Origin of the sequence: Bradyrhizobium sp. B117 (assembly GCF_038969555.1) — a bacterium.
Classification (GTDB): Bacteria; Pseudomonadota; Alphaproteobacteria; order Rhizobiales; family Xanthobacteraceae; genus Bradyrhizobium.
Genome location: NZ_CP152414.1, coordinates 2330764 through 2350078, shown reverse-complemented (window position 1 = coordinate 2350078; position 19315 = coordinate 2330764). Strand labels below are relative to the sequence as shown.

Here is a 19315-nt window from a genome sequence, read left to right as displayed (position 1 = left end):
GAGCAGAACGATGCGACCGACGACGACAGCAACGATTCTCGCCGCTTCGCTCCTGCTCGCGGTGGCCGCGAATGCGCAGGCACCGCAAGCCTTCCGCGTGATCTCGCCGATCTTCAGCCAGCTCGTCAGCTTCGCGATGCCCTCGCAATTCACCGTGGTGTTCGAGAACACCAAGGGCGGTCACTACATCCGCGAAGCCGTGCTCAAGGGCGAGACGGCCGAGCGCTGGACGCAGATGATCACGGTGACAGGCGAGAAAGGCATGACGCTGACGCCGGGTCACTCGCCCGAAGCATTCGCCGCCACGATCGCCGGCGGCTTCAAATCCGCCTGCCCCGACAGCTTTGCGGCGCAGCCGCTCGGCGCCATGACATTCGGCGGCTTCGAGGCTTTCGCTGCCGTGATCGGCTGCGGCCGCATCGACAGCGGCCCGACCCGCCACAGCGAGACCGCGCTGCTGATCACGCTGAAAGGCACGAGCGACTACTACACCATCCAATGGGCCGAGCGCGGTCCCGAGACCGACGAGCCGCCGGTCAGGGACGAACGCTGGCAAACACGCCTGAGCGATCTCGGCCCGATCGCCCTCTGCCCGATCGTTGCAGGGGAAGCCGCGCCCTATCCGAGCTGCGTGAACAAGAGCTGAGGCGGCCGCACGCGCAACTGCCGTAGGGTGGGCAAAGCGCAAGCCTGCCCACCATTCCGTCCATCGTGAAGAAAACCGTGGGCACGGCGCTTTGCGCCTTTGCCCACCCTACGAGATATCGCTTGGAGCGCTCACGCGTCCTTATGCGCGCCGGGATGGATCAGTATGTCGCGCGCGGCGGCGAGGTCGATGAAGGCCTCGGTGCTGCCGCCCTGGTCGGGATGCATGCCCTTGGCAGCGCGGCGATAGGCCTGGTTGATGTCCTCGCAGGTGAGCTGCACGGCGAGCGGCAGGCCGAGCATCTTGCGGGCCCGGTCCTCGCTCGAGAGTTTCTTCGGCGCGGCGTTGCGGCGGCCGAAGCGCGGCGCGGCGAGATCATGGATGACGTCGAGGACCACCGCGAGGCGGCGCTGCGCCGCCAGCGTGACGCTGTGATCGTCATTGTCCACGGCCTGGCGCAGCACCGGAAGCGCCTGCTCGGCGGCCTGCCGCAGCATCGGTTCGGTGCTCATCCGCGCGATCTCGGCGACGAGCCGGCCCGCCTCGGCGAAGTCGGCCGACGGGACCGAGCGCAGGCGTTCGAGAGCGAGTTTCCAGGAGTCCAGCCGTTCCATCATGCGCGCAACGTTTAGCAATCGAGATCAGTATGCCAAGGCCGCCGTTTCCGACCCCTTAATTTCGAGTTAGCCTTTCGTGAAACTTCGAAAAGAAATCGGGAGGAAATTGTCATGGCATTGCTCGCAAACCACATCGCCGTCGTCACCGGCGCCGGCTCCGGCATCGGCCGGGCGATCGCGGCCGGCTATGCCCGCGAGGGCGCGCAGGTGGTCCTGCTCGACGTCAACGCCGACACGGTCGCGGAAGCCGCCCAGGAGATCCGAAAAGAGGGCGGCAAAGCCGAGAGCTTTGCGCTCGACGTCACCCGCCGCGAGGACTGCTTTGCGCTGGCCAAGCAAGTGGCGGACGAGGTCGGACAGGTTTCGATCCTCGTCAACAATGCCGGCATCACCCGTCGCAACGCCTTCACCGCCGAGACCGAGACAGTGGCGAAGGATTGGAACGACATCATCTCGCTCAACCTCAACGGCGTCTTCAACATGACGCAGGCCTTCCTTAGCCCTCTGCGCGCGAGCAAAGGCCGCATCGTCAATATCGGCTCGATCCAGTCCTTCGTGCATCTGCGCACGCCGAGCTCGGCGGCGTACACGACCTCAAAGCATGGCGTGCTCGGCTTCACCAAGGCGCTTGCGGTCGAGCTCGGCAAGGAAGGCGTGCGCGTCAACGCGATCGGCCCCGGCTTTATCGAGACCAACATCAACGCCCAAGTGCGCGCGACCAATCCGGCGCTGGTGCAGGCCTTCGTCGATCACACCCCGCTGGCGCGCACCGGCAAGCCCGAGGACATCGTCGGCCCAGCGATCTTCCTCGCCTCGGATCTGTCGGCCTACGTCACCGGCACGATCGTGATGGTGGATGGCGGCTATCGGACGGTGTGAGGCGCGACGCTCCATCCACTTGCTCGATGTCATCGCCCGCCTTGTGCGCGCTTGCGCACTGGGGCGGGCGATCCAGTACGCCGCGGCCCCTCGTCGGACGTCAGGCGTCTCGGAATACTGTCAGCCCGGCCTTCGCGGGCATGACAGTGAACGGGTCGCGCGAGATCGTCCCGCATCACTATGCATCTCGTGCCAATCGCGGCCGCATCGCGGCATTCCTGAGGTCATCTGGTGCGATCGGGTTTGGTTAACCTTTCATTAACCAAACCCGCCCACCGTGGTTCTACGGCTTGGGGGTCGTTTGTTCTCGATCCGCTTCCAGCGAAGGAAGCGGGCGTTGATCGGGGTGTGTTGATGACCACTGTTCATGTCGCGGCGCCGCAGGACGCCCAATTCCTCGCTCCGAACCAGATCGTTCCGCTGCTGATCGGCGCGACCGTCGACGAGGTCGAGCGCGAGCTCGTGCTTCAGACTCTGGCGCGCTGCGACGGCAATCGCACGCGCGCAGCGCGTGTGCTCGGCCTGTCGGTGCGCACGCTGCGCAACAAGATCAGGATCTATGCGGCGTCCGGCATCGAGGTGCCCGCGTATCACGATTAGTGCGCACGTGACCATGCGAGGCGGATCATCCCGCCGCCGAGAATCGCAAGCGCGATGACGGCGACCGCGGCCGCGATCAGCTCGATGGCGCGGAGCACGAAAGCCGTCATCACGGCCCATGACGATTGCGGCTCATCGGCAAAGGCGATCGGCACGACGTCGGGCACCAGCAGATAGGCAAGCCCGAGCGCTGCCGCAAAGGTGACTGTGGACAGGCAGAAGATTGTCCAGGCTGCGCGCATCGGTTGCTCCTCGCGAGCGTGTGGCCGCGTGCCGTTCAATGGCACGGCGCCCCATGGCGCTGATTGATGTTGATCAAGCCCGCTGCGAGGGGTGGGCAGAATTGCTGCTGTCGTCAAACGCCGCTAAGTAGCTTGCTTCCGCAGAGGGGAGCAGTGGCGTGGCAGACGAACAGGGCCGGCAAGGACGACAGGGGCCTCAGGGCCGGCAGGGCGAACCAGGACGGCCGGGGCCGCAGGGTCATCCGGGCAAGCGGGGGCCGGACGGCGCGCGCGGCAAGCCGGGGCCTCAGGGCAAGCCCGGTTTGGCCGGAAAGGCCGGACCGCAGGGCAAGCCCGGCCTGCCAGGCAAGGCCGGCGAAGCCGGTGCGCGGGGGCCGGTCGGGCCGCAAGGAGCGGCAGGGCCGCAGGGCCCGCGCGGAGAGGCCGGACCGCCCGGCCAATTGCCGTCGATCGAGCAGGTGCTGCCGTGGCTTGATCAGCTGTTCGATGCCTGGGACGAGCGCCGCCGCCAGCGCGAGCGCGAAGCCGCCGAGCGGGAAGCGCAGGAAGCAGCCGAGCGCGCCGCGCTGGAAGCCGCCGTGCAGGAGACTGACGAGACGCACGGCGAGGACGACGACGATGATGATGATGATGATAACGATCACAAGAAAAAGAAGAAAAAGAAGAAGCACGGCCACTAGGACTGGCGGACGAATCTAGTCCGTCCCGTCCTCACGTCGCGACAGCATGCCCATGCGCTCGAACTGCCAGCGCATGGCCCGGTACCAGAGATAGCCGACCGCCGCGCCGCATAAAGCGAGGATGACGACGTTCGCGCTCGAGAACGAGCCGCTCCACCACATCATCCACGCGGTCCACAGCAGCGTGAAGATGATGGCACCTGCTTTCAGCGGAAGAAGGGGGCGGCTCATGGTCGTGCTCCGGGCTGTCAAAACCCCGGCAGACATCGTCGCAGCTTGAGGCGCCTCCGACCGTGAGCCAGATCACGGAACGGCTCAGCCGAACCGCAGCCGCGAGCGCTCCCTCGCCTTTTCCGCCTCGACCTCGCGGTCGCGCGCCGGCGCATGGGTATGCAGCGAGGTCAGCAGTTTTCGCGCGGCTTCCGAGACCTCCACCACCGCGCGCTCGAACACCTCCTCATTGGCCTGCGACGGCTTGTTGAAGCCGGACAATTTGCGCACGAATTGGAGCGCGCTGGCCTGGATCTCGTCCTCCGTCGCCGGCGGCTCGAAATTGAACAGCGTCTTGATGTTGCGGCACATGCAGTCTCTCCCGGGGGTTTCCATAAGGACGATCGGCGCAGACGAAATCCTACATCCTCAAGCGCAGTTCTGCTAAGTTCCGCCGCAACGCGGCCGCGATGACGAGCCGCAACGGGGAGAGAAACATGAGGACCTCTTGGGCCGCGCTGTCGGCCATTCTGCTGTCCATTTCAACATCAGTCATGGCCGCCGATTATCCGCCGCCGAAGCAGGGCGACTGGATCGCCAGGGATTTCAAGTTCCACACCGGCGAAGTTATGGCCGAGCTCAAGCTGCACTACACCACCGTCGGCGAGCCCGGCGGTCAGCCGGTGCTGGTGCTGCACGGCTCGGGCGGATCAGCGGCGAGCATGCTGACGCCTGCTTTCGCCGGCAAGCTGTTCGGCCCGGGCCAGCCGCTCGACGCCGCCAAATACTACATCATCATTCCCGATGGCATCGGCCACGGCAAATCGTCGAAGCCGTCCGACGGCATGAAGACGAGCTTTCCAAAATACGACTACGACGACATGGTCGAGGCGCAGTATCGCCTGGTGACGGAAGGCCTCGGCGTCAAGCATCTGCGGCTCGTCATCGGCAATTCGATGGGCGGCATGCACACCTGGCTGTGGGGCGAGAAATATCCGAAGGCGATGGACGCGCTGATCCCGATGGCCTCGCAGCCGACCGAGATGGCCTCGCGCAACTGGATGATGCGACGGATCATGCTCGACACCATCCGCAACGATCCCGACTATGACGGCGGCAACTACACCAGCCAGCCGCGCATGATGAAATACGCCATCACCGCCTACGGCATCGCCAGCATCGGCGGCACGCTCGCCTATCAGCAACAGGCGCCGACCGCGGCCAAGGCCGACAAGATCGTCGACGACCGCCTTGCGACGCCGATCACTGCGGATGCCAACGACTTCGTCTATCAGTGGGAAGCCTCGCACGACTACAATGCCGGCGAGAAGCTGGAGGCAATCGAGGCCTCGCTGCTGCTGATCAACTCTGCCGATGACGAGCGCAACCCGCCCGAGACCGGCATCACGGACGCTGCGATGAAGCGCGTCAAGAACGGCAAGCTGTATCTCATTCCCGCAAGCACCGAGACGCGCGGCCACGGCACCACAGGCAATGCGCAGTTCTACGTCGAGCAGATCAGGCAATTGCTGCAAACCGCGCCGCAGCGGACGATGTGAGACGAGCAGCTGGACAGTATGTCGAAGGCTCGCTTTCGCAAGGCTGCACTCGCGCTGCCCGGCGTCATCGAAAGCGCACATCACGGCCATGCCGACTTCCGCGCCGGCAAGCGCGTGTTCGCGACTCTGGGCTACCCCGACGACACATGGGGCATGGTGAAGCTCACGCCGGACCAGCAGGCCGTGCTCGTCGACGCCGAACCGGAGATGTTTCGTCCGGTGCCCGGCGCCTGGGGCAAGAGCGGCAGCACGAATGTGAAGCTGGCGAAGATCGATCCGGTGACGCTGCGAAGCGCGCTCGTGATGGCCTGGCGCAATGTCGCGCCGAAATCGCTGCTCGCATCGCTCGAGACGCGATAGCGAAAGGTCATATCGCAACGCATCATGTGCGGCGCCCTCGCGCGCCGCATATTATTTGAGCATGCAATGCGCTGACAGCTCGGGCTTAATCGCATCAACGATACGAATCGAACGCGACGGAGGATCGCATGCACAGGCTCGCGCCGCGCGTTTGGCTGGCCGCGACGATGGCGCTGACGAGCGCAGCATTCGCATTCGACAACGGCCAGTATGACCATGTCCCGCCCGATATCCGCGCCTGGTTCAAGAGCGTGATTGCGCCGAATGGCGTGCCGTGCTGCGACATCTCGGATGGCCATCGCACTGACTACGATGTGCGCGGCGGCGCCTATTGGGTACCGATCGAAGGACATTGGATGGAGGTGCCCGAGCGTGCCATCATCCGCGATCGCGGCAATCCGGTTGGACAAGCCGTGGTGTGGTACGTCCATCACCGCGGCGCTATCATCATCAGCTGCTTCGTGCCGGCGGATGCGGTCTAATGCCTCGTGGTGATTTCGTTGGCTGGACGCGGCCTGATCGGCTAGTTTGAAGCCAAGCTGATGTGGAGGTACACCGTTGACCGATCTTTGCGCCGAGGACCTCGCCACCATCTATGCAAAGCCGAGCCCGCGCGTGATCGCGAAGGCGCGTCCCGCGATCGATGCGCATGCGAGGAAGTTCATCGGGATGTCGCCGTTCTGCGTGCTCGCGACGTCGGGCGCTGACGGCAGCGTCGATGCCTCGCCGCGCGGCGGCGGCATCGGCTTCGTCCACGTCGCCGGGCCCAACCAGCTGCTGATGCCCGACCGCTCGGGCAACAACCGGATCGACAGTTTTCGCAACGTCGTCGAAGGCTCGGGTTTCGTGCACCTGTTGTTCTTCGTGCCTGGGATCGACGAGACGCTGCGCGTCGGCGGCCGCGGCACGCTGTCGGCCGATCCGGATCTGCTGGCGTCGATGGAGGAATTCGGCAAGCTGCCGCGAGCGGTGCTGAACGTCGCCGTCAGCGAAGTCTATTTCCACTGCGGCAAGGCGCTGATGCGCTCAAAGCTGTGGTCGCCGGAGAAGGTGCAGCGCTCGGTGATGCCGAGCATCGGCGAGGTCATTCACGACCAGACGGGCCTCGGCGAACCGGAGAGCCAGGAGATCGTGGAAGCGCGCTACAAGACGCAGTTGTAGGGGGCCGTTCCCGGCTCAATCAGACCGTCATGCCCGGGCTCGACCCGGGCATCCGCGTCTTCGTCGTGCGGCAAACGTAGATGGCCGGGACAAGCCCGGCCATGACAAATGGAGAGAGAGACGCGTGGAGCTTAATGCCCCTCGCCCTCGAGCCCGCCGACGTGCTTCTGGGTGTAGAGCTCGAGGCCGATGCGGCCGATCAGGTCGAGCTGGGTCTCGAGGAAGTCGATGTGGTGCTCCTCGTCGCTCATCAGCTTCTCGAACAGGTCGCGTGTGACGTAGTCCTTGACGCCGTGGCAGTAGGTCGCCGCTTCCTGGTACAGCGCCCGCGCGCTCATCTCGGCGGCGAGATCGCACTCGATGATCTCCTTGACGTTCTGGCCGATGCGCAGGGGATCGAGCACCTGCATGTTCGGAAAGCCGTCGAAGAACAGGATGCGCGCGGTGAGCTTGTCGGCGTGCTCCATCTCCTCGATGGACTCCTTGCGCCAGACCTTGGCCATGTCCAGGAGGCCCCAATTGTCGAGGAAGCGGTAGTGCAGCCAGTACTGGTTGATCGCAGTCAGCTCGTGACGCAGCGCCTTGTTGAGATAGTCGATGACTTTTGCGTCGCCCTGCATGGTTCACTCCAGCTCTTGCAGTCCAAATCGGCCCTAAACCGAATTTAGAATGCTTCTAAGTCAGTTTAAGGAAGAGGGCAACCGGCTGCAGGGACGCAGCCGGGGAAAAGCTCAGCGGGGATTGTGGAAGTTTTCAGCAGGCAGCTAGGGCGAACTCGGCGGGCTCGGCCGTTTCGTCATTGGCGGCCACCGTGTTGCTGTGCGGGCAGCCCGAGCAGCAGGACTTGGCGCAGGGGCCGAGCGCTTCGTCGATGATGGTCTTGATCGTCCGCGCGCAGCGGCCGCATTCGGCACTACAGCCGAGGCATCCATAGACCTGCTTGGCATGACGCACCGCATCGTCGGATTCGGCGACGGCGGCGCGGATGTCGTCATCGCTCAGCACGTTACAGGAACAAACGATCATGGAAGCGATAGGCCCTTCGGTGATGCGTCATCATCGATATTTAACGGGCCGTCCGGATGCAAAGGGAAAAACCGGTATTTGAAGCTATTCCAAACTAGCCCGGAAACAGCCTAGAACGGCTCTAAAATACGGTATTGCGGTGGATCAAGATCAGTCACCGCCACCGCCTCCACCTCCATCGCCGCCGCCTCCGCAATCCCCGCCGCTGCTGCCGCTATCGCTGCTCGAGCAGCTGCCACTGTCGCTCGGGCCCGCCGAGCTGTCGCTGGAAAACCAGCTCCCCAGCGAGAAACCGTCGCTCGATCCCGAATAGCTGTCACCGCCGCCGGTGCCGCCATCCGTTCCGGCCGCTGCCCGCGAGCGCCGGCCCCGGTTCTGGAGATGGCTGATCCAGCCGTAGCCGATCGCGAAGATGACCCCGGCAGCAATCAAGGCATTGGTCATCGCATTACCCATCATCGCCTCCCTGCTCGCCTCCTTGGCGGACCTGCGATCCACATTAATTGGTCGCATCCCGCAAAGGTGCCGTTCATCGGTCGTTCAAATGGAGTATGGAACTTAGGTCCCAAAGAGTTCCCCGAGTTGAAAGGCCAAGTCTATGAAGAAGTCGCTCCTGGCAGTTGCTGCCCTCGCCACCCTGGCCCTGGCGGCCGGCACACCCGCCCATGCACAGCGCGGCGTCGCCGCAGGCGTCGCGGCCGGGATCATCGGCGGCGCCATTGTCGGCGGCGCGCTGGCGTCTCCGTATTATTACGGACCAGGCCCCGGCTATTATGAACCGGGCTATTACCCGCCCCGCTACTACGCGCCGGGTCCGGGCTATGTCGCCGACGACTATTACGGCGGCGGGTGCGTCTGGCAGAGGCAGCGCTTCTGGGACGGCTATGCCTGGCGCGTCCGCCGCGTCCGAGTCTGCGGCTGAGGCGACTTGAGCTGCGCGTGGGCCGGTTCACTACGGACGCGCCGTTCATCCTGAGGCCCGAAAAAGACCGCTTTTTCTCGTCACAGCTCCGTGTGCGTTTACCGTGGATTGACCATTTGCGCGCTTCCTAGCTGCAAGACCAATTCCATCAGAGTGTGCGTGAACCTTTGAAACCCGGGCGCCTCTAACAAGAGGAACCCATCTCCCAGGAGAGCCAAGAGCATGAAGAAGACTTTAGTTGCCGCCCTCACGGTTGCGACGGTCGCCGGTTCGCTGGTGACTGCCACTCCGTCCGCCAAAGCCGGTGACGGCGTCGGCGCCGGCATCGCGGCCGGCCTGATCGGCGGCGCCATCGTCGGCGGCGCCATCGCGTCGAGCCGTCCGGCCTATGGTGGTCCGGTTTACGTCGCCGAGCCCGGCCCGCCGCCCCCGCCCTGCTACTGGCAGCGCCAGCGCTATTGGGACGGCTACGGCTGGGTGGTCCGCCCGATTCGCGTTTGCTACTGATGATCTCAAGGCGCTGATGAGCGCCGCGATCGAAGCCCGGCCGAGACCATCGGCCGGGCTTTTTCTTTTTGCTTGCCGCGCTATCGCGCCGCCTGGATCGAGCGCAGCACCTCTTCGCTCGGCCAGCAATCGACCTTCAGGCCTGCGGACTTCTGATAGGCGCCGAGCGCGGCGCGCGTCTGCATGCCGGCCTTGCCGTCGATCTTGTCCTTGTAGAGCCCGATACGCGTCAGGCCGCGCTGCATGGTCTCGACATCCTTCGTACGCAATTGCTTCGAAGCGGCCCAAGGTGTCGCGAACGGCAGCGGGCTCGTCATGCGATCGCTGAGATGGCCGACGAACAGCACGTAGAGGTCGGAGAAATTATATTCCTTGATGACGAAGTAGTTCTTCGTGGTCAGGAACGACGGACCGTAGATGCCTTCCGGTTGCAGCAGCGAGGCCGGCTGCGCCTGCTCGGCGGCGCTGAGCCTCGCGCCGCGCACTGGAACAAAACCTTCGCGCAGCCACTGGCCGATCGGCTTCGTCACCTCGGGCACGCCGGTGGTGCAATCGACTTTTGCGGGTGCTTGCACCTCGTAGGCCCAGCGCACGCCGCTCTGCCACCCCTTGTTGACGAGCTGCTGTGCAGCGGAGGCCAGCGCATCCGGCACCGAGTGCCAGATGTCGATGCGGCCGTCGCCGTCGAAGTCGACGCCGTGATTGTAATATTCGGACGGCAGGAATTGCGTCAGCCCGGTCGCGCCGGCCCAGGATGAGCGCATGTCCTTGCGCGTCACTACGCCCTCGCCCAGAATTTTCAGCGAGAGGATGAACTCGTTGCGATAGGTGTCCTTGCGGCGGCCGACATAGGCTTGCGTCGCCAGCACGCGGACGAGATCGTAAGGCAGCGTATAGCGGCCGTAGTCAGTCTCACGGCCCCAGATCGCGAGCATCACGGTCGCGGGCACGCCGGACTTCTTTTCGATCTGCGTCAGCGCGGAATTGTATTTTTGCAGCAGCCGCTGCCCCTCGCCGGCGAGCCGTGCGATCGACGCTTCCCTGACATAGTCGGCGGGCACCTGCACGAACTCGGCCTGCGACGGCGCGCCGGTCGCGGGCCGGCCCGGCAGGATCAGATCGGGCAGCTTGTAGTCAGGCTCGAGCCCGCGCGTCTGCTCATCGAACGTCGCGCGGGACACGCCGGCAGCTTGCGCCTCCGGCCACAGCGAGGCGATGAACTGCGTGAAGGCAGCATCAGTGGCGCGGGCGGACGACCAGGTGCAGGTGACCACGATCACCGCAGCGATGAGCGCCCGTCGCATCATGCCGAAATCACCGCGTCAGCTTTTTGTACTTCACGCGGTGCGGAATGATGCTGTCCTGGCCGAGCCGGCGCATCTTGTCCTTCTCGTAGTCCTGGAAGTTGCCTTCGAACCACTCGACGTGGCTGTCGCCCTCGAAGGCCAGGATGTGGGTCGCGATGCGGTCGAGGAACCACCGATCGTGGCTGATGATGACGGCGCAGCCGGCAAAATCCTCCAGCGCCTCTTCGAGCGCGCGCAACGTGTCGACGTCGAGGTCGTTGGTCGGCTCGTCGAGCAGCAGGACGTTGGCGCCGGACTTCAGCATCTTAGCGAGATGGACGCGGTTGCGTTCACCGCCGGAGAGCGCGCCGACCTTCTTCTGCTGGTCGGCGCCCTTGAAGTTGAACGACGAGCAATAGCCGCGCGAGTTGACCTCCTTCTTGCCGAGCAGGATCAGCTCGTTGCCGCCGGAGATTTCCTCCCACACGGTCTTCTTGCCGTCGAGCGCATCGCGCGACTGGTCGACATAGCCGAGATGCACGGTCTCGCCGACCGTGATCGTGCCCTTGTCCGGCTGTTCCTGGTTGGTGATCATCTTGAACAGCGTGGTCTTGCCGGCGCCGTTGGCACCGATCACGCCGACGATGCCGCCCGGCGGCAGCTTGAAGGTGAGATCGTCGATCAAGAGGCGATCGCCGTAGCCTTTGCTGAGCGCTTCGAAATCGACCACGTTGGCGCCGAGCCGCTCGGCGACGGGAATGATGATCTGCGCGGTCTGGGTCTGCTTCTCGCTCGCCTGCTTGAGCAGCTCCTCATAGCGCTGATAGCGCGCCTTGGACTTGGCCTGGCGTGCCTTCGGCGAGGACGCGACCCACTCCTGCTCGCGAGCGAGCGTCTTCTGATGCGCGGCCTCCTCGCGGCCTTCCTGCTCCAGGCGCTTCTGCTTCTGCACCAGCCAGGACGAGTAGTTGCCCTCGTAGGGAATGCCGCGGCCGCGATCGAGCTCGAGGATCCACCCGGTGACGTTGTCGAGGAAGTAGCGGTCGTGGGTAACGATCAGGATCGCGCCGGGATAGTTGCGAAGGTGACCTTCGAGCCACGACACGGATTCGGCGTCGAGATGGTTGGTCGGCTCGTCCAGCAGCAGCAGCTCGGGCTGGTCGAGCAAAAGGCGGCACAGCGCGACGCGGCGGCGTTCACCGCCGGAGAGTTTCGTGACATCGGCATCGTCGGGCGGGCAGCGCAGTGCGTCCATGGCCTGGTCGACCTTGCTGTCGAGATCCCAGAGGCCCTGGGCCTCGATCTCGTCCTGCAGCTTGGTCATCTCGTCGGCGGTCTCGTCCGAGTAGTTGACTGCGAGCTCGTTGTAGCGGTCGAGGATCGCCTTCTGCTTGGCGACGCCTTGCATGACGTTCTCGCGCACGGAGAGCTTCGGATCGAGGTGCGGCTCCTGCTCGAGATAGCCGACGCGGGCGCCCTCGGCGACCCAGGCCTCGCCGGTATATTCCTTGTCGAGGCCGGCCATGATCTTGAGCAGCGTCGACTTACCCGAGCCGTTGACGCCGAGCACGCCGATCTTGGCGTCCGGGTAGAAGCTCAGATGGATGTTATCGAGCACCTTCCGGGTCGGGTAGCTCTTGGTCAGGCCCTGCATGAAATAGATGAACTGGCGCGCCATCGGTCCCGTGAAACCTTCGATTTGAGGAAATTTGCTTGTCGCCGATGTAACGATCCCGCCCCCAAAGGGCAACGTTTTCCCTCCGTTCACCACGGATGAATACGGGACGGACACCATCCGGACCAAGATCCGGACAATTGAAACCATTTTTTAATAAAGCAGGCCAAAGCTCGGTTTCGCGCGGAAACAGCGCCACCCGCTCAGAATGAGTGGGGAGAACAGCGAGACAGCGTCATGGCCCTGATCGAGACCCATTCTCTTCCTGTTCCGGCAGAAGTCGGGCACGTCTCCGGCGTCGTGTCGGAGGTCAAGGGCTTCTGGAAGCGCTTCTTCGCCACCGCCTTCAACCCCTACCGGCCCGAGTTGCACTACATGCGCGGCCCCGGCCCCGCCTGGCGCGCCAAGCACGGCATGGACGCGCCGCCCCGGCTCAAGCCCCGCGACCTCTGAGGCTCCCTCTCCTATCGGATTTTTGAAGACGCAAGCTGCTTGCGCGCGAGGCTGATTGCGCGCAACCATGGCCCGGTTCCGACGATGGCGCCCATCGCCCAGCGCCGTCCCCTCTCGCCATGGATGAAGCTGATGAGCCGGCTGCGCTGCGCAATTCTCGATGACTATTTCAACCTGGCCCTCGACGTCGCCGACTGGCAGAAGCTGTCGGATCGCGTCGACGTCACCGTGTTCAGCCATCCCTTCGTCTCGGAGCAAGCTGCGGCCAGCGCGCTCGCGGACTTCGAGATCATCTGCGCGATGCGCGAGCGCACTGCGTTCCCGAAGAGCCTGTTCGACAGCCTGCCGAAACTGAAGCTGCTGCTCACCTCGGGCATGCGCAACGCTTCGATCGACATGGAGGCCGCGAAGGCGCGCGGTGTCGCCATCGCCGGCACGCAGTATTCGCGCGATCCGACCGCACCGCTCACCATGGGCCTGATCCTGGAATTGACTCGCGGCATTGGCCGCGAGAATGCGCGGATGCATGCCGGCGAGCCCTGGCAGACCTTTGCCGGCGTCGAGATCGAGGGGATGACGCTCGGCGTCGTCGGGCTCGGCAAGCTCGGCAGCAAGATGGCGGGCATTGCGAAAGCGTTCGGCATGAACGTGATCGCCTGGAGCCCGAACCTGACGCCGGAGAAATGCGCGGCGGCCGGCGTCGGCTACGCCACCAAGGAGGAGCTGTTCGCCAAGGCCGACATCGTCACCATCCATGTGGTGCTGAGCGATCGCTCGCGCGGCCTCGTCGGCCGTGCCGACCTCGCGCGGATGAAGCCGACGGCTTTCCTCGTCAACACCGCGCGCGGACCCATTGTCGATGAGACGGCGCTGCTCGAGGCTTTGCAGCAGAAGAAGATTGCGGGCGCCGGCTTAGATGTCTTCTCGGTCGAGCCGCTGCCGGTCGACCACCCCTTCCGCAAGCTCGACAATCTCGTGCTGACGCCGCATCTCGGCTACGCGACCGAGGACGGTTTGCGCATTCATTACGGTCAGATGGTCGAAGCGGTAGACGCCTTCACCAAAGGCAGCGAGTTGCCGCGCAAGCTCGCCTGAAACGAAGAAGGGCGTGCCGTTGGCACGCCCTTGCCGAGTTGAACTGTTTCGACGCGCTTAGCGCACGGTGACCGGCGCGGGCAGCGGCGGCACCACCGTCGGCTGCGTGCCCGGAACGGGGCCTGCCTGGGCGGACACCGGAGCCGGCGCGGCGGAGGCGGTCGCCGTTCCCGGCTGCGGACCGCCGGGCAGCACCACCACGCGGGTGCCGACCTTGACGCGGTCGAACAGATCGGAGACGTCCTCGTTCAGCATGCCGATGCAGCCGGACGAGACGAACTTGCCGATCGTCGAGGGCTGGTTGGTGCCGTGGATGCGGTAGACGGTCGAGCCGAGATACATCGCACGGGCGCCGAGCGGGTTGCCGGGGCCGCCGGCCATGAAGCGCGGCAGATAGGGCTGGCGCTCGATCATCTCCGTCGGCGGATGCCAATCCGGCCACTCGGCCTTGCGGGTGATCTTCTGCACGCCGGTCCAGGTGAAACCATCGCGGCCGACGCGGACACCGTAGCGAATCGCACGGCCGCCGCCGAGCACGTAATAGAGGTAGGTGTTCGGCGTATCGACCACGAGCGTGCCGGCCGGCTCCTTGGTCTGGAACGCGACTTCCTGGCGGCGCAGATTCGGCGACAGCTGGGCCGGCGCAGCATCGGGCTGCTCCTCCGGCGGCAGCGAGGCGATCGTCATCGGCCGGCCATCGGCGCCGACGGGCGGCTGGCCAGCCTGAACCGTTCCGGTCGCGGCGGGGGCACCAACGGCCTCCGGCGGACGCAGGCCGTCATTGGCTGGCGCCTGGCCCGGGCGATCGGCATAGATCACGGGCGGCGGACCGGCCGGGCGGCCGTAGCGCGGATCGTCCGGCGACATTACCGGTCCCTGCGGCGGCGCGGCCGAGTACACGGGGGCGCCGGCGGGTCGGCCATAACGCGGATCATCCGGCGACATCACCGGCCCCTGCGGCGGGGCGGCCGAGTAGACCGGCGGCGCGCCAGCCGGGCGGCCATAGCGCGGATCGGCCGGCGACACGATCGGACCGCTGGGGCCGGGCGGCGGCAGCGAGGCCTGCGGCACCGCATCGTCATCATCGTCCAGGGCGTCGAAATTCGGGGTGCGGTCGCCGGGCCGATATTCGGCCGGCGCGCCATAGCTTGGCGCCTGCTGGACCGGATAGCTCTGAGCCTGCGCGAGCGAGGTTCCCGCCGCAGCGACTGTTGCGGCAGCGCATATCGTCAGAAAGTGTTTGATCATCATCGCTCTTGTATAGCCCCCGGGCCCCGTCCGAGCCGTCAACGGCCAAATGACCGAAGATCGCGGCACATTCAAGACATATCAGGGTTATTTGCGCCGGATTTGCCATTTGTGATCCGCAACTCGACCGTTGCCCCGTTGCATCACGGGCTGGAAATCGGCTCACGCCGTCAATTGCCGGAGTCATCCGCCCCGAATTTCAGGGAACGGCGCGAACGCGTTGCGATATGGTCGAATCAGCCTGATTCGCCACCGCTTTGAGCTCCGATCCCCGCGTGGCGAACGCGGCAATCAGTACCGTCACCGCGTTCAGATGGCTCATGGGCCCCGGCACCGCCGTCGGGGCGGAAATTCGCACCCCGTCCGATGCTTCCCGGCTTTCGCTTCCTGCTTGCCGCGATCCTGCTGTCAACCTCCATCCTGGTGTTCGGCCTAGGCGCCGCCGCGCTGCTGCGCGCGACCCATGAGCAATATGTCAGCAACCCGTCCTGGCGGAATGGCCCGCAGGAGAAGGTGTTCGCGCAAGCCTCCGAGCCGGCCCAGCCGGTGCTCGCGGTCTTGCGGGCCGAGCCGGAGGCGGCGGCCGAGCCCACGCCGTCGCTGCGTGACAAGGTGCCGACCATCGGACTGCCGGTGAGCGAGCCGGAGCAGATGGCGGCGCTGACGAGCGAGACCGACGCGCAGCCGCAGGCCGTCGCGCCGCCGGCCGACAGCCAGCCGGCCGAACCGGCCAAGGCAGAGACCGAAACCAAGGCCGAGACGCCGACGGAAGCCGCAGTGCCAGCGCCGGCCGACACGCTCACCCCCGCCGACACCATGGCCACGATCGCCGACGCCACGCCTGCCGTTGTCGCGACCGCCAGCGCGCCGGCAACGGTTGATGCTGCCGTTGATCCCAGCCGAGCGATGGCCGCGGCGGCGCTCGACGTCGCGGCGACCAGGCTGGCGGCGCTGAACGATCCGGCGGCCACGGCCTCGAAAGCCCCGCCCGCCAAGGTCAAGTCCGACACCGCCACACCAGACAGCAAGGCGACCAAGCAGCGTGCGAAGGCCAAGAAGCGGCAGCGCGTGGTGCGCCGCCCGCCGCCGCAGCAGTTGCAGCAACAGCTCGATCCTTTCGGTCAGCAGACGTTCGCGACAACAACGACGCGGGCGCGGTGATCTTGCTTCACCTCTCCCCGCTTGCGGGGAGAGGTCGGAATGCGCGCGTAGCGCGGATTCCGGGTGAGGGGGTACCGGTCCCCTCGACGACCTCACGCGGGGAGAGAGGCCCCTCACCCCAACCCTCTCCCCGCAAGAGCGGGGCGAGGGAGTTAACCGCCGCCGTGGCGGCAATCAAACACTTCACGCCGGCCCGGTCGCGATCGGCGGGCCGCTTTCCTGGCCCCATTCCGACCATGAACCGTCGTAGAGCGCGGTGTCGGTAATCCCCAGGCGATAGAGCGCGAGCGTCAGCACGCCGGCGGAAACGCCGGAGCCGCAGCTCGTCACGATCGGCGCATCGAGCTTGACGCCCGCGCCCGTGAAGGCGGCGCGCAGATCCTCGAGCGGCTTCATCGTGCCGGTCGCGGCATCGAACAGCTGATTGTACGGGACGTTGCGCGCGCCGGGGATGTGACCGGAGCGGATGCCCGCCCGCGGCTCAGGCGCGCGGCCTTCAAAACGATCGGCGGCACGCGCGTCGATCACCTGCTCGGCGCGGCTTTCGACGTTTGCGACCAGCTGCTGCATGCTGCGCACGCGCTTGGGATCGTAGCTCGCCTTGAAGGTTGCGGGCTTCGGCTTGACCTCGCCACTCTCGACAGTGCGCCCCTCAGCGCGCCATTTCTTCAGCCCGCCATTGAGGATGCGCACATTGCTGTGGCCGAAGGCCAGGAACATCCACCACGCACGCGGCGCTGCGACCCAGCCGCCGGCATCGTAGAGCACGACGGTGTCGGCGTTGGAGATGCCAAGATTGCCGACGTCGCGGCCGAACTGCTCGGCGCTCGGATACATGTGCGGCAGCGGGTTGGAATGATCCGACACCGCATCGACATCGAAGAACACGGCGCCTGGCAGATGCGCGGCGAGATAGTCGTCCTTCGGCAGCGGCAGCACGCCCGGCAGCTTGAAGCTGGCGTCGAGAATCCTGACGTTGGTGTCGCCCATGTGGGCGGCGAGCCAGTCGGTGGAGACGAGGGGATCGGTGGCGGTCATCTGTCTTTCCTTATAGCCATTCCAGGGCGCGCGCAGCGCGGGCGAGATTGAAACAGCGCGCGTCAAACTCCGCTGTCATCGCCCGGCTTGACCGGGCGATCCAGTACTCCGAGACGGTTGTGATTGAACCGATAGGACGCGGCGTACTGGATTCCCCGCCTTCGCGGGGAATGACGGATGAGAGAACGGAGCGCCCCTCACCCCTTCTTCTTCGGCTCCCACTGCTCGGTCGGGCCGCCGGCATCGCGCCAGGCGGCGTAGCCGCCGGCGATGTGGGCGACGGGCTTTAAGCCCATGTCCTGCGCGGTCTTGGCGGCGAGCGCGGAGCGCAGGCCCCCGGCGCAATGGAAGACGAACTTCTTGTCCTCCTGGAAGATCGGCTTGGCATACGGGCTCTGCGGATCGATCCAGAATTCGAGCATGCCGCGCGTGCAGGCGAACGCGCCGGGGATGCGGCCGTCGCGCTCGATCTCGCGGGGGTCGCGGATGTCGACGATGACGACGTCGCCGTTCTTGGAGATCTCGATGGCGTCCTTGGCGTTCAGCGTCTCGATCTCGGCATTGGCCTCGTCGATCAGCGCCTTGATGCCGCGGGTGATGTTTTGGGGCATGTGGTTCTCCCTTCTTCTCTTCCGTCGTTCCGGGGCGGCGAGCGAACTCTAGTGCGCAATTGCGCACCTGAGAACCTCGATCGTCACACTCCATCTCGAGATTCCGGATCGGCCGCTTTGCGGCCGTCCGGAATGACGGGGATGGTGCTAGTGCGTCAATTCCGTCATCGCACTCTCCAGCCCCTCGATCGTGATCGGGTACATCCGATTGGCGAAGATGCGCTTGATGATGGTGGTCGATTCCGAATAGTCCCAGTGCTTCTGCTGTACCGGATTCAGCCACACCGTGTGCGGATAGGTGCGGATGATGCGGTCGAGCCAGACCGAGCCCGGCTCCTCGTTGACGTGCTCGACCGAGCCGCCCGGCACCATGATCTCATAGGGCGACATCGAGGCGTCGCCGACGAACACGACCTTGTAGTCGTGCGGATATTTGTGCAGCACGTCCCAGGTCGGCGTGCGGTCGGTGAAGCGGCGCTTGTTCTGCTTCCACACGCCTTCATAGAGGCAGTTGTGGAAGTAGAAATACTCCATGTGCTTGAACTCGCTCTTCGCCGCCGAGAACAGCTCCTCGACCTGCTCGATATGCGCGTCCATCGAGCCGCCGATGTCGAAGAACACCAGCAGCTTCACCGCATTGCGCCGCTCGGGGCGCATGTGCACGTCGAGATAGCCGTGATTGGCGGTCTCGCGGATGGTGGTGTCGAGATCGAGCTCATCGGGCGCACCAGTGCGCGCGAATTTGCGCAGGCGTCGCAGCGCCACCTTGATGTTGCGGATGCCGAGCTCGACATTGCCGTCGAGGTCTTTGAACTCGCGCTTGTCCCACACCTTCACGGCGCGGTTGTTGCGGTTCTTTTCCTGGCCGATGCGCACGCCTTCGGGATTGTATCCGTGCGCGCCGAACGGCGAGGTGCCGGCGGTGCCGATCCACTTGCTGCCGCCCTGGTGCCGGCCCTTCTGCTCCTCGAGGCGCTTCTTCAGCGTCTCCATGAGCTTGTCCCAGCCCATGGCCTCGATCTGCTTCTTCTCTTCCTCGGTGAGATACTTCTCGGCGAGCTTCTTCAGCCACTCCTCGGGGATCTCCGCCTTCTCCATGGCGTCGAGCAGGCTTTCCAGCCCCTTGAACACCGTGCCGAAGACGCGGTCGAACTTGTCGAGGTTGCGCTCGTCCTTCACCAGCGAGGCGCGCGACAGATAGTAGAAATTCTCGACCGTGTAGTCCGCAAGGTCGGCGTCGAGCGCCTCCATCAGCGTGAGGTATTCGCGCAGCGTCACGGGGACCTGCGCGTCGCGCAGAGAAGTGAAGAATTGCAGGAACATGGGTGACAGATTGCCC

26 protein-coding genes are annotated in these 19315 nt (G+C 65.1%); 13 read left to right on the top strand and 13 right to left on the bottom strand.

Features of this window, described 5'->3' with window-relative positions; genetic code table 11:
• Positions 1 to 10 precede the first annotated feature (10 nt).
• Positions 11 to 646 carry a hypothetical protein gene (locus AAFG16_RS11440; RefSeq protein WP_342739180.1) on the top strand — a complete coding sequence of 212 codons (636 nt, stop codon included), beginning with the start codon at positions 11 to 13 and terminating at the stop codon, positions 644 to 646.
• A gap of 131 nt (positions 647 to 777) precedes the next feature.
• Here the strand turns inward: AAFG16_RS11440 and AAFG16_RS11435 are convergent, their stop codons facing one another.
• The gene (locus AAFG16_RS11435) at positions 778 to 1263 is read right to left on the bottom strand and encodes a J domain-containing protein (RefSeq protein WP_342739179.1); all 486 of its coding nucleotides are present in this window, start codon (positions 1261 to 1263) and stop codon (positions 778 to 780) included.
• Positions 1264 to 1374: 111 nt separating this feature from the next.
• Between AAFG16_RS11435 and fabG the strand changes: the two genes are divergently transcribed.
• Both fabG and AAFG16_RS11425 read left to right on the top strand, forming a co-directional pair.
• Entirely contained in the window at positions 1375 to 2142 is a 768-nt protein-coding gene (gene fabG, locus AAFG16_RS11430) for a 3-oxoacyl-ACP reductase FabG (protein ID WP_342739178.1), read from the top strand.
• 354 nt (positions 2143 to 2496) lie between these two features.
• Positions 2497 to 2742, top strand: a complete 246-nt coding sequence (locus AAFG16_RS11425; RefSeq protein ID WP_027560706.1) for a helix-turn-helix domain-containing protein — start codon at positions 2497 to 2499, stop codon at positions 2740 to 2742.
• On the opposite strand, the gene AAFG16_RS11420 is transcribed toward AAFG16_RS11425, so the two are convergent.
• A complete protein-coding gene (locus AAFG16_RS11420; RefSeq protein WP_283084629.1) occupies positions 2739 to 2984 on the bottom strand; it encodes a hypothetical protein in 246 nt (81 codons plus the stop codon). The genes AAFG16_RS11425 and AAFG16_RS11420 overlap by 4 nt on opposite strands.
• Positions 2985 to 3142: 158 nt before the next feature.
• Between AAFG16_RS11420 and AAFG16_RS11415 the strand changes: the two genes are divergently transcribed.
• On the top strand, positions 3143 to 3664 hold the full coding sequence (locus tag AAFG16_RS11415) for a collagen-like protein (protein ID WP_342739177.1): 522 nt from the start codon (positions 3143 to 3145) through the stop codon (positions 3662 to 3664).
• A gap of 15 nt (positions 3665 to 3679) precedes the next feature.
• Here the strand turns inward: AAFG16_RS11415 and AAFG16_RS11410 are convergent, their stop codons facing one another.
• The gene (locus tag AAFG16_RS11410) at positions 3680 to 3895 is read right to left on the bottom strand and encodes a hypothetical protein (protein ID WP_342739176.1); all 216 of its coding nucleotides are present in this window, start codon (positions 3893 to 3895) and stop codon (positions 3680 to 3682) included.
• An 84-nt stretch (positions 3896 to 3979) separates the two neighbouring features.
• Complete coding sequence (locus tag AAFG16_RS11405) at positions 3980 to 4246, bottom strand: DUF2277 domain-containing protein (protein WP_342739175.1); 267 nt, start codon at positions 4244 to 4246, stop codon at positions 3980 to 3982.
• 125 nt (positions 4247 to 4371) lie between these two features.
• Here AAFG16_RS11405 and AAFG16_RS11400 point away from each other — a divergent pair, with 125 nt between their 5' ends.
• The 4 genes from AAFG16_RS11400 to AAFG16_RS11385 all read left to right on the top strand — a co-directional run bounded on the left by AAFG16_RS11400 (position 4372) and on the right by AAFG16_RS11385 (position 6954).
• Complete coding sequence (locus tag AAFG16_RS11400; protein ID WP_342739174.1) at positions 4372 to 5433, top strand: alpha/beta fold hydrolase; 1062 nt, start codon at positions 4372 to 4374, stop codon at positions 5431 to 5433.
• An 18-nt stretch (positions 5434 to 5451) separates the two neighbouring features.
• Complete coding sequence (locus tag AAFG16_RS11395; protein WP_342739173.1) at positions 5452 to 5793, top strand: MmcQ/YjbR family DNA-binding protein; 342 nt, start codon at positions 5452 to 5454, stop codon at positions 5791 to 5793.
• A 128-nt stretch (positions 5794 to 5921) separates the two neighbouring features.
• Positions 5922 to 6275, top strand: coding sequence for a hypothetical protein (locus AAFG16_RS11390; RefSeq protein ID WP_342739172.1), 354 nt, complete (start codon positions 5922 to 5924; stop codon positions 6273 to 6275).
• Between the two features lie 76 nt (positions 6276 to 6351).
• Positions 6352 to 6954 carry a pyridoxamine 5'-phosphate oxidase family protein gene (locus tag AAFG16_RS11385; RefSeq protein WP_283084622.1) on the top strand — a complete coding sequence of 201 codons (603 nt, stop codon included), beginning with the start codon at positions 6352 to 6354 and terminating at the stop codon, positions 6952 to 6954.
• Between the two features lie 131 nt (positions 6955 to 7085).
• Here AAFG16_RS11385 and bfr read toward each other — a convergent pair whose 3' ends face one another.
• The 3 genes from bfr to AAFG16_RS11370 form a co-directional block, all read right to left on the bottom strand.
• A complete protein-coding gene (gene bfr / locus AAFG16_RS11380; RefSeq protein ID WP_011089420.1) occupies positions 7086 to 7574 on the bottom strand; it encodes a bacterioferritin in 489 nt (162 codons plus the stop codon).
• Between the two features lie 133 nt (positions 7575 to 7707).
• Positions 7708 to 7980 (bottom strand): (2Fe-2S)-binding protein, encoded by a 273-nt coding sequence (locus tag AAFG16_RS11375; RefSeq protein WP_342739171.1) that lies wholly within the window; start codon positions 7978 to 7980, stop codon positions 7708 to 7710.
• A 150-nt stretch (positions 7981 to 8130) separates the two neighbouring features.
• On the bottom strand, positions 8131 to 8439 hold the full coding sequence (locus AAFG16_RS11370; protein ID WP_342740892.1) for a hypothetical protein: 309 nt from the start codon (positions 8437 to 8439) through the stop codon (positions 8131 to 8133).
• Positions 8440 to 8578: 139 nt separating this feature from the next.
• Here AAFG16_RS11370 and AAFG16_RS11365 point away from each other — a divergent pair, with 139 nt between their 5' ends.
• Both AAFG16_RS11365 and AAFG16_RS11360 read left to right on the top strand, forming a co-directional pair.
• Positions 8579 to 8902: a hypothetical protein gene (locus tag AAFG16_RS11365; RefSeq protein ID WP_342739170.1), complete on the top strand. Its 324-nt coding sequence runs from the start codon at positions 8579 to 8581 to the stop codon at positions 8900 to 8902.
• A 222-nt stretch (positions 8903 to 9124) separates the two neighbouring features.
• Complete coding sequence (locus AAFG16_RS11360) at positions 9125 to 9409, top strand: hypothetical protein (RefSeq protein WP_342739169.1); 285 nt, start codon at positions 9125 to 9127, stop codon at positions 9407 to 9409.
• A gap of 80 nt (positions 9410 to 9489) precedes the next feature.
• Here AAFG16_RS11360 and AAFG16_RS11355 read toward each other — a convergent pair whose 3' ends face one another.
• Together AAFG16_RS11355 and ettA are read right to left on the bottom strand one after the other, a co-directional pair.
• Positions 9490 to 10716, bottom strand: a complete 1227-nt coding sequence (locus AAFG16_RS11355) for a lytic murein transglycosylase (protein ID WP_342739168.1) — start codon at positions 10714 to 10716, stop codon at positions 9490 to 9492.
• Between the two features lie 7 nt (positions 10717 to 10723).
• Positions 10724 to 12373 (bottom strand): energy-dependent translational throttle protein EttA, encoded by a 1650-nt coding sequence (ettA, locus tag AAFG16_RS11350; RefSeq protein WP_342739167.1) that lies wholly within the window; start codon positions 12371 to 12373, stop codon positions 10724 to 10726.
• A 234-nt stretch (positions 12374 to 12607) separates the two neighbouring features.
• Between ettA and AAFG16_RS11345 the strand changes: the two genes are divergently transcribed.
• Together AAFG16_RS11345 and AAFG16_RS11340 are read left to right on the top strand one after the other, a co-directional pair.
• On the top strand, positions 12608 to 12823 hold the full coding sequence (locus AAFG16_RS11345) for a hypothetical protein (protein WP_342739166.1): 216 nt from the start codon (positions 12608 to 12610) through the stop codon (positions 12821 to 12823).
• 132 nt (positions 12824 to 12955) lie between these two features.
• A complete protein-coding gene (locus AAFG16_RS11340; RefSeq protein WP_342740891.1) occupies positions 12956 to 13918 on the top strand; it encodes a D-2-hydroxyacid dehydrogenase family protein in 963 nt (320 codons plus the stop codon).
• Between the two features lie 57 nt (positions 13919 to 13975).
• Here the strand turns inward: AAFG16_RS11340 and AAFG16_RS11335 are convergent, their stop codons facing one another.
• Complete coding sequence (locus tag AAFG16_RS11335; RefSeq protein WP_342739165.1) at positions 13976 to 15166, bottom strand: L,D-transpeptidase; 1191 nt, start codon at positions 15164 to 15166, stop codon at positions 13976 to 13978.
• Between the two features lie 366 nt (positions 15167 to 15532).
• Here AAFG16_RS11335 and AAFG16_RS11330 point away from each other — a divergent pair, with 366 nt between their 5' ends.
• Positions 15533 to 16327 carry a hypothetical protein gene (locus AAFG16_RS11330; protein WP_342739164.1) on the top strand — a complete coding sequence of 265 codons (795 nt, stop codon included), beginning with the start codon at positions 15533 to 15535 and terminating at the stop codon, positions 16325 to 16327.
• Between the two features lie 183 nt (positions 16328 to 16510).
• Here the strand turns inward: AAFG16_RS11330 and sseA are convergent, their stop codons facing one another.
• From sseA to AAFG16_RS11315, 3 genes are all read right to left on the bottom strand, one after another.
• Positions 16511 to 17365, bottom strand: a complete 855-nt coding sequence (gene sseA / locus AAFG16_RS11325; protein WP_342739163.1) for a 3-mercaptopyruvate sulfurtransferase — start codon at positions 17363 to 17365, stop codon at positions 16511 to 16513.
• Positions 17366 to 17562: 197 nt separating this feature from the next.
• Positions 17563 to 17976, bottom strand: coding sequence for a rhodanese-like domain-containing protein (locus AAFG16_RS11320; protein ID WP_235544204.1), 414 nt, complete (start codon positions 17974 to 17976; stop codon positions 17563 to 17565).
• Between the two features lie 147 nt (positions 17977 to 18123).
• Positions 18124 to 19299: a VWA domain-containing protein gene (locus AAFG16_RS11315; protein WP_342739162.1), complete on the bottom strand. Its 1176-nt coding sequence runs from the start codon at positions 19297 to 19299 to the stop codon at positions 18124 to 18126.
• Between the last annotated feature and the right edge of the window lie 16 nt (positions 19300 to 19315).